Origin of the sequence: Cetobacterium sp. (assembly GCF_051653945.1) — a bacterium.
Classification (GTDB): Bacteria; Fusobacteriota; Fusobacteriia; order Fusobacteriales; family Fusobacteriaceae; genus Cetobacterium_A.
This window is the reverse complement of the sequence record NZ_JBOFXD010000085.1, coordinates 1-7,109: the sequence shown is the minus strand read 5'-3', so window position 1 is coordinate 7,109 and position 7,109 is coordinate 1. Positions and strand designations below refer to the sequence as shown.

At 23.6% G+C, this 7,109-nt stretch carries 6 protein-coding genes; 5 read left to right on the top strand and 1 reads right to left on the bottom strand.

Translation table 11 applies throughout. The features are described from left to right. From ACRC8M_RS09480 to ACRC8M_RS09460, 5 genes are all read left to right on the top strand, one after another. Nucleotides 1-2,461 (top strand): MobA/MobL family protein (locus tag ACRC8M_RS09480; protein WP_438528916.1); only part of this gene is annotated, 2,461 nt, incomplete at its 5' end. Nucleotides 2,462-2,763: 302 nt separating this feature from the next. After that, nucleotides 2,764-3,237 (top strand): conjugal transfer protein TraD, encoded by a 474-nt coding sequence (locus ACRC8M_RS09475; RefSeq protein WP_291942764.1) that lies wholly within the window; start codon nt 2,764-2,766, stop codon nt 3,235-3,237. Nucleotides 3,238-3,645: 408 nt separating this feature from the next. Then, entirely contained in the window at nt 3,646-4,785 is a 1,140-nt protein-coding gene (locus ACRC8M_RS09470; protein ID WP_438528915.1) for a replication initiation protein, read from the top strand. 348 nt (nt 4,786-5,133) lie between these two features. Beyond that, on the top strand, nt 5,134-5,655 hold the full coding sequence (locus tag ACRC8M_RS09465) for a hypothetical protein (RefSeq protein WP_291942760.1): 522 nt from the start codon (nt 5,134-5,136) through the stop codon (nt 5,653-5,655). 137 nt (nt 5,656-5,792) lie between these two features. Continuing rightward, nucleotides 5,793-6,836, top strand: coding sequence for a hypothetical protein (locus tag ACRC8M_RS09460; RefSeq protein WP_438528914.1), 1,044 nt, complete (start codon nt 5,793-5,795; stop codon nt 6,834-6,836). Nucleotides 6,837-6,839: 3 nt separating this feature from the next. Here the strand turns inward: ACRC8M_RS09460 and ACRC8M_RS09455 are convergent. After that, nucleotides 6,840-7,109 (bottom strand): transposase (locus tag ACRC8M_RS09455; protein WP_438528913.1); only part of this gene is annotated, 270 nt, incomplete at its 5' end.

Below are 7,109 nucleotides of genomic sequence, written 5' to 3'. Positions count from 1 at the left end.
GGCTATATATTTTTGCAGAGCCAGTCATGGAAAAGTTGGTAAAGCAACTCCTCACTATGACTACATTCATGGATTAAATAAATATTCATACAAAAAAGACGAAGTAGTATATGCTATTCAAAATATACCTACTTGGGTTAAAAATAATCGTGATTTTTTTGAAATGTCAGATAGTTTTGAAAGAGCTAATGGGATGTCATATAAAGAACTAAAACTTGCATTACCTAGTGAATTTTCTTTAAAGGAAAATCAAAAATTATTACATGAGTTTATAGAAAAAGAACTCGGAAATAAATATTATTATTCTGCTGTAATTCACGATAAAGAAATTGAAAAAAATAAGGTTCAACAAAATATACATGTCCATCTTATGTTTTCTACTAGAGAACTCGATGAAATGGAAAGGATTGGAAAAGATTTTTTCAAAAGAGCAAATAGTAATAATCCAAAGCTCGGAGGAAATGCTAAAAATACTAGATGGGATTCTAAAAATACTAAATCACTTAAAGAGATTAGATTTTCATGGGAAACAACATTAAATAAACATTTACAAGAACGTGGGCTTGAAAAAGTCTCTTCTTTGTCTCTTAAAGAGCAATACCAAAATGCTCTCAAAGATGGAGATAAAGTGAAAGCTAAACTACTTAAAAGAAAAGCTATTAATATTCAAATGAGAATATTAAAAAAAGCTTTGGATGGAAATCCTCTAACTAGATGGGAACAAAATCAATATAAAAAATATTTAAAAAATAAAACTATTAAAGTTTGTTTAGAAAAAGATTATAGAGAAACTTTGGCTTTACAAAAAAATATCGAAATTAAGAAAAACCTTATTAAAGATGCTGATCTAAATATTAAATCACTACCAAAAGATTTTGTTCATCCTAAATATTATAGTTTTTTGGATGTTGAAAAAAATATTTTAATGCTAGAAAAAGAATTAGAATTAGCGAAAACTGCTAACTCTTTTTCTGCTGTTAAAATTTCAGCAATTAATAGTATAAATAAAGAATTTCTACCTCTTCATCAAACGTTAAACTATTACATTGAAAAGTTAAATAGTATTGAAGAAAGTACAGAGGCTGACCTTTTACTAAAACAAAAATATACCAAAACGATAGCTGAAGTAAAAGAAAAAATAGAAACTATTGAAACAAGTATTTCTTCTATAGACTTTGCTTCTGCTCTTAAAAAAGAAATCACAAAATCTAGTGAAAATCTTTCTTCTCTTCAAAATAAAAAAGAAAGTTTAGTTAAAGAACGAGAACATATTTATAAATCTTCTAATAAGAACTCCTTTATCTTAGATAAAATCGGAGCTCATAACAAACTTTCAAGTATTCTTGAAACTTTAGCTGATTTAGAGTGGAACTTAAAAACCACTAATAGAGATCTTAATCAAATAGAAACTAAGCTTAATTCAACTACTCTTAGAGAAACCGCTAAAGATATTTTGACAAAGGGAGAATATAAAAAAGCCGTTGAAGATACAAAAAAATGTATTGATAAAATAAATACTATCGTTAGAGAAATTAATGGAGGTTTCTATGATAATCGAAATGATTTAATGAAAGAAAAAATTGAAGAACATAAAAATTTAAAAGTTGAGCTAGAAAAATTACACGAAGTTCGGTTTGATAAATTTTTTAATGAAAATTATTTTAAAGTGGAAAAAATTGAAAAAAGTTTAAAAGAAAAACTAGAATCTAGAAAAGAAAATTTATTCAACAAAAGACATGTTTTAAAGCAAGAAATTGAGTTTTATAAGCTCTGGTTATTACAAGATAAGGAGACAAAAGATATATTTACTAATAAATATTATATATATTCACAAAAAATTAATAACTCAATTTACTATGAATACAAATATAGGACAGCAAGAGAAGCTCTTGATGAAACATTTAGTACAATTAATATTAAAAAACTTGCCTATAACAAAATAACTAAAGGGGCTTATAACAAAATATTTAAAGAATATAAATCTTTAGATAAATCTCTGGAAAATCTAAAAATACAAAAAGAATCTTTAGGGAAATTTAGCCTAAAAGGAATTTCTTTAAGTTCTGAAATATCAAAACTTGAAAAACAAAAATTAGATTTACAACAAAAGTATCACAGCATGATTAATGCAGTTGACCCAAACTTACTAAATCAAACCATTAAAGAAATTGAAAATGTAAAAAAACAAGCAAACAAAAATATAAAATCAAAAGAAAATACCTCAAAACAAGAGAAATTTGAAAATATATTTAAGCAAAATAAATTTAAAGAATATGAAAAAGAAATAAAACCACGAAATTTTGAAAATTATATTGATTCAACGAAACAACTTCATCAGTTACAAGAAGACTCTGGACATTCTCGCTCTTTATTTGAAGATGAAGAAGAAAGAAAATCTTTAAGTAAATTTTACAGCGAACATATAAAAGATCATGAAAATGATTTAGAGGTAGATTTTTAGCTCTACATACATTCATGCATGTATTTGTTGCGAAGTAGTTTGAAATTGATTTTTGAGGTGAATAACAGTGTTTAAAAAGATTTTAAAGAGAGGCTTATACGAAGTAATTCGATAAAAATGAATTAAGTAGCTAAGTTTCAAAAACTAGTTTTTACAGTAAGTATATAAAAGATCATGAAAACGATTTGAAGGTAGATTTTTAGCTCTACATATGTTCATACATGTATTTTGTTGCAAAGTAGTTTGAAATTGATTTTTGAGGTAAATAAAAGCGTTTAAAAAGATTTTAAAGAGAGGTTTATATGAAGACTTTTGACCAAAAAAGAAAATTAGAAAAAAAAATATTAAGTATTGATAGAGAAATAGCAGTTTCAAAAGCTAGAAATGGAGAACAATTAAGAAAAGAAAGAGCTCACAAATTAATTAAACTTGGTGCTTTATTTGAAATAGCAGAATTAATAGATTTACCAAAAGAACGATTATTAGGATATCTCTTATCTTTTCCTAAAAATGATTTTAGTAAATTTGATTATTGGGATGAAATAGGAAATGAAAAAATGATTGAACGTATTCAAGTTAGAGAAAAAAAGAAAAAACAAAATTTAGATTCAAAAAAAGATTTTACCCATAACGATATTATGGAATTATTAAAAAACTCAAAAGAAAAAAACATTGATATTGTGAAAATCTCACAAAAAAGTTTTAAGAAGAATTTATTAGAAAATTTAAATTATAATGAGTTTGAAATTTTGAAAAATATTCTTGAAAGTTGTTAAAAAAAATAGACATCTTATTAAAAAGATCTTTTTATTCTTTTATCTTATTAATATCTTATTAAGAGATGTTCAAAAGTATTAACTATAGAAGGTTTTCGATGTATTAAATCCTACAAAAAAACGGTTTTCAGCTGATTAAATCCTACAAAAAAACGGTTTTCAACTGATTAAATCCTACAAAAAAACGGTTTTCAACTGATTAAATCCTACAAAAAAACGGTTTTCAACTGATTAAATCCTACAAAAAAACGGTTTTTATTTTTAATCACATACACATTAAGTAGATATATTTTATATATTAATTATATATATAGATTAAAAATTTTATCGTTCGGCTGCCAAACAATATAAATACTGAATAAATATAAACAAAAATCTCTATAATAATTGTTATAAGGAGAAGCAACAATGAAAGAAAAAGAAATTCGGCATCATAACAGCATTTCACAAGGAAAATTAGAATATTTTGAATTAAGAGAATTGAAGCTTTTTTTAGCTCTAATGTCAGATGTAAAAAAAGAAACATTAACATATGATTATAATTCAGTAAATATAAAACAATTTATAAATATGGGGGATCAAAGTTATACAGCATTTGAAAAAATCATATCAAATTTACAAAAAAGAAGAATCTTAATTTTTGAAAGTGAAGATAAATATAAAGCTTACAGTATCTTTTCTCTATTAGAATTTAATAAAAAAGAAAAATATATAACTGTAGAATACAATCATAAATTTTTTCCGTTAATAGGTGAGTTCCAAGATAATTTTTGTAAATATAAGTTAAAATACATAGAACCTTTAAAAAGTAAATATTCAGTAATTTTTTATATGCTATCCAAAGCCAATCTATTCAAAAAGAAATATTATTTAAGCGTGGATGAAATAAGAGAAAAAATAGGAAGAAAAATAAGAATTGATAACTTAGATATTAGAGTTTTTGAACCAATGATTGAAGAAATAAATAAATTTACTGATATAAATCTTACTATTGAAAAAGAGTATGCAAATACTAGAGGAAAAGGAAGAAAATCATTAGTAGGCTACACTTTTATAGTTAGTAAAAAAATATTTACAATTTCAGATGAATTAAAAAAAGCTATGGTTAAAGCTAAAAAAAATATTTATATAAATAAATCTAAAACTTTGAATAATCAAACAATTCAAATTCTTTTAGATGATATACAAGAAACAAACTTAATAAATGGATTAAATTTTGCTTACAAAAAAATAAATAAAGATTTTACAAAATTAGAATATCTAAAAAGAGTTATCATATCTGCTGAAAATAAAGAGGATGAAGAAATTGAACTAATAGAACCAGAGCATAAGAATGATATTTTTTCGAAAAATGAAATAATAAAAGCTATTGATAATAATCTCAAAATAACTAAACAAATGGAAGAAGAAGTAATAAAGTACCTTATAAAAAATAATAACATGACCGAACAATTTTTAAAAAATACAAAAATAAAAAGTAAAGGTGTTTACGATAATATTATAAAAGGAAATTTACAAAAAATTAAAAATGACTTATCTCGTAAATAAGTCATTCAATCAAACTGGTGAGTTATAAGCTCACTAAACCAAAACTAATATAGTATAACAAAATTCGCATTATAAAATCAATATGTTATTGCAAATTGTAATACAAGAAAGGCTTAAAGGCTACAATGAAAATTTTTCAAAATGAAATATATTGTACTCTAAATAAATCTATAAGAGTATCTTAATATTTTTATAAAAAATAAAAATCAGGAGGTCAGAAATATGTGAACAGAACTAATAAAAGAATTGAATGTTATGTTAAATATATGCAGCTAGTAGCATAAGTAATATTATAACTATTACCTATTTATTAAGATTAATTAATGAGAAAATAATGGGGGTAAAATAATGAGAAAATTTATAAAAACTTTAGTATTGTTAATTGGAATAATATTAACAGGGTGTATAGGAAATAAAAATGAAATTCCTAAACAATATTTAGGAAAATATAAATTGCTATATCCAGGTTCAAAAATTTCAGAAGAAGGAAAAATAATAGAAAAATATAGTGAAAGTGAAAAAATAACAAAAGGATATGCTACATTATCTAAAAAAGGAAGTAGATATACTCTTTATATAAAACGTGATCCAAGTGAAAATTATTTAGCAAAAGAAAATAGAGCAGTATTTTTAGATATGGAAAGAGATAATTTAGAAATGAATGCACAATTAAGAAAAGTCGAAGGAGAAAAAGGGGAATATAAAGAATATTATACTGTATATTTTAAGGATGAGAAAATTATAGGGGATGAAAATAAATCTCCAGCAAGTATATGGTATGCAATTCAAGGGAAAAAAAATATTAACTTAGAGAAAGTAAATGGAAAGTACATACTAAGTATTTATGGACATCAATTTATAAAAGAGTAGTTGACAAATTTATTTAATTATTTATATACTTGATACAAGGCAGAAAAAACCTATATACATATTTAAGAAAAAATGGGAGTTTAGTCTATGCTTCCATTTTTTTTTATAAATTTTATCTAAAGCAATGGAGGGGTATAATGAAAGCGGTTAAACTTAATATTTGTATTGAGTCCAGTTATAAAAAAGATAAAATAAGATATAAAAAAAAATTGTTAGATAGAAAATTAGAATTTTTTATAGGTAAAGATGAATTTTCTAAAGAATTATTTGTAGGAGAAATTTTGTCAACAATGATAAAAGAAGAAGATAAGAAATACAATTTGATTGCAACAGTTGAATTGTGGCGTTTGATTTCAAATACATTAATAGATAAACATGGTGATATTTTAACAAGAGAATGTTTAATTTATTTAGAAGAATGTTTTAAAGTTAATTATTTTCCAATTTACAAAGAGCATGATTTTACAAATCCTCCTATAGGTAAGTGGATAGATGCTAAAGTTATTGATCATGAAGAAGAAAGTTATTTATTTGCTAAACTTGAATTTTTTAAAGATGAAAAATTCAATAATGTTAAAAAAGATAAAATAATGAAAATAGTTACGTTAGACAATAATGAAATTTTATTTGATAGAAATTTTAGAACTAATAGTCTTTTAAATAAACTAATAGAAGATGAATTTAAAAAAAATGAAAAGACTTTGAATATAAAAGTTCAGGATAATATAAAAAAATCTTATGAATTTAATTCTGAGATTATTATAAAGTTTGCATTACAAGCGATAGCAGTTGGATTTTTTAGTGCTCTAGGAGGAGACTTATATAATAAATTGAAAAATATTATAAAAAAGTCCTTTATAGAAATGGAAGGATCATCAAAAGAATTACATACAATTTTTATAAACAATTTTACTCTACCAAATAATGAAATTATTGAGATAAAAACTATTTTTATTTTAAATAAAAATTTTCAAGAAATAGATGTTTTTTCAACACAACCATTTTTAGAAAAACAATTACAAGAAATAATAGAAAAACAATTGCCAATAAGAACAATTGTAAATATAGTTGAAAAAAATAAAAAAATCGAATTTGGTTATTCTCTTACTAAGTATGGAGATCTTTACGAAGTAAAGAAAGATGATATTTTTAGAAAAATGTTAGAGAAGAATAAACTTTAAAATTTATAAATTTGAATAAAGAAGAGGACTAAAAGTCCTCTTCTCAGGTTGTAGACAAATGGCTATCGAATAATAATATTTGATAGCCATTTTTTTTATTTTTATAAATTTTGAGTTATTTTTGTAGAAATTTGTGTTGAGGAAGTCTTTTCCAAACTTCCACATTGCTAATTTTTTTAAATTCATACATGCAAATTTGAGAGTGAGCTCCATTTTTACTTTCGCTAACCCTCTATATTGTGTATATCTCATTCCATGTAGTTCTTTCGCGTC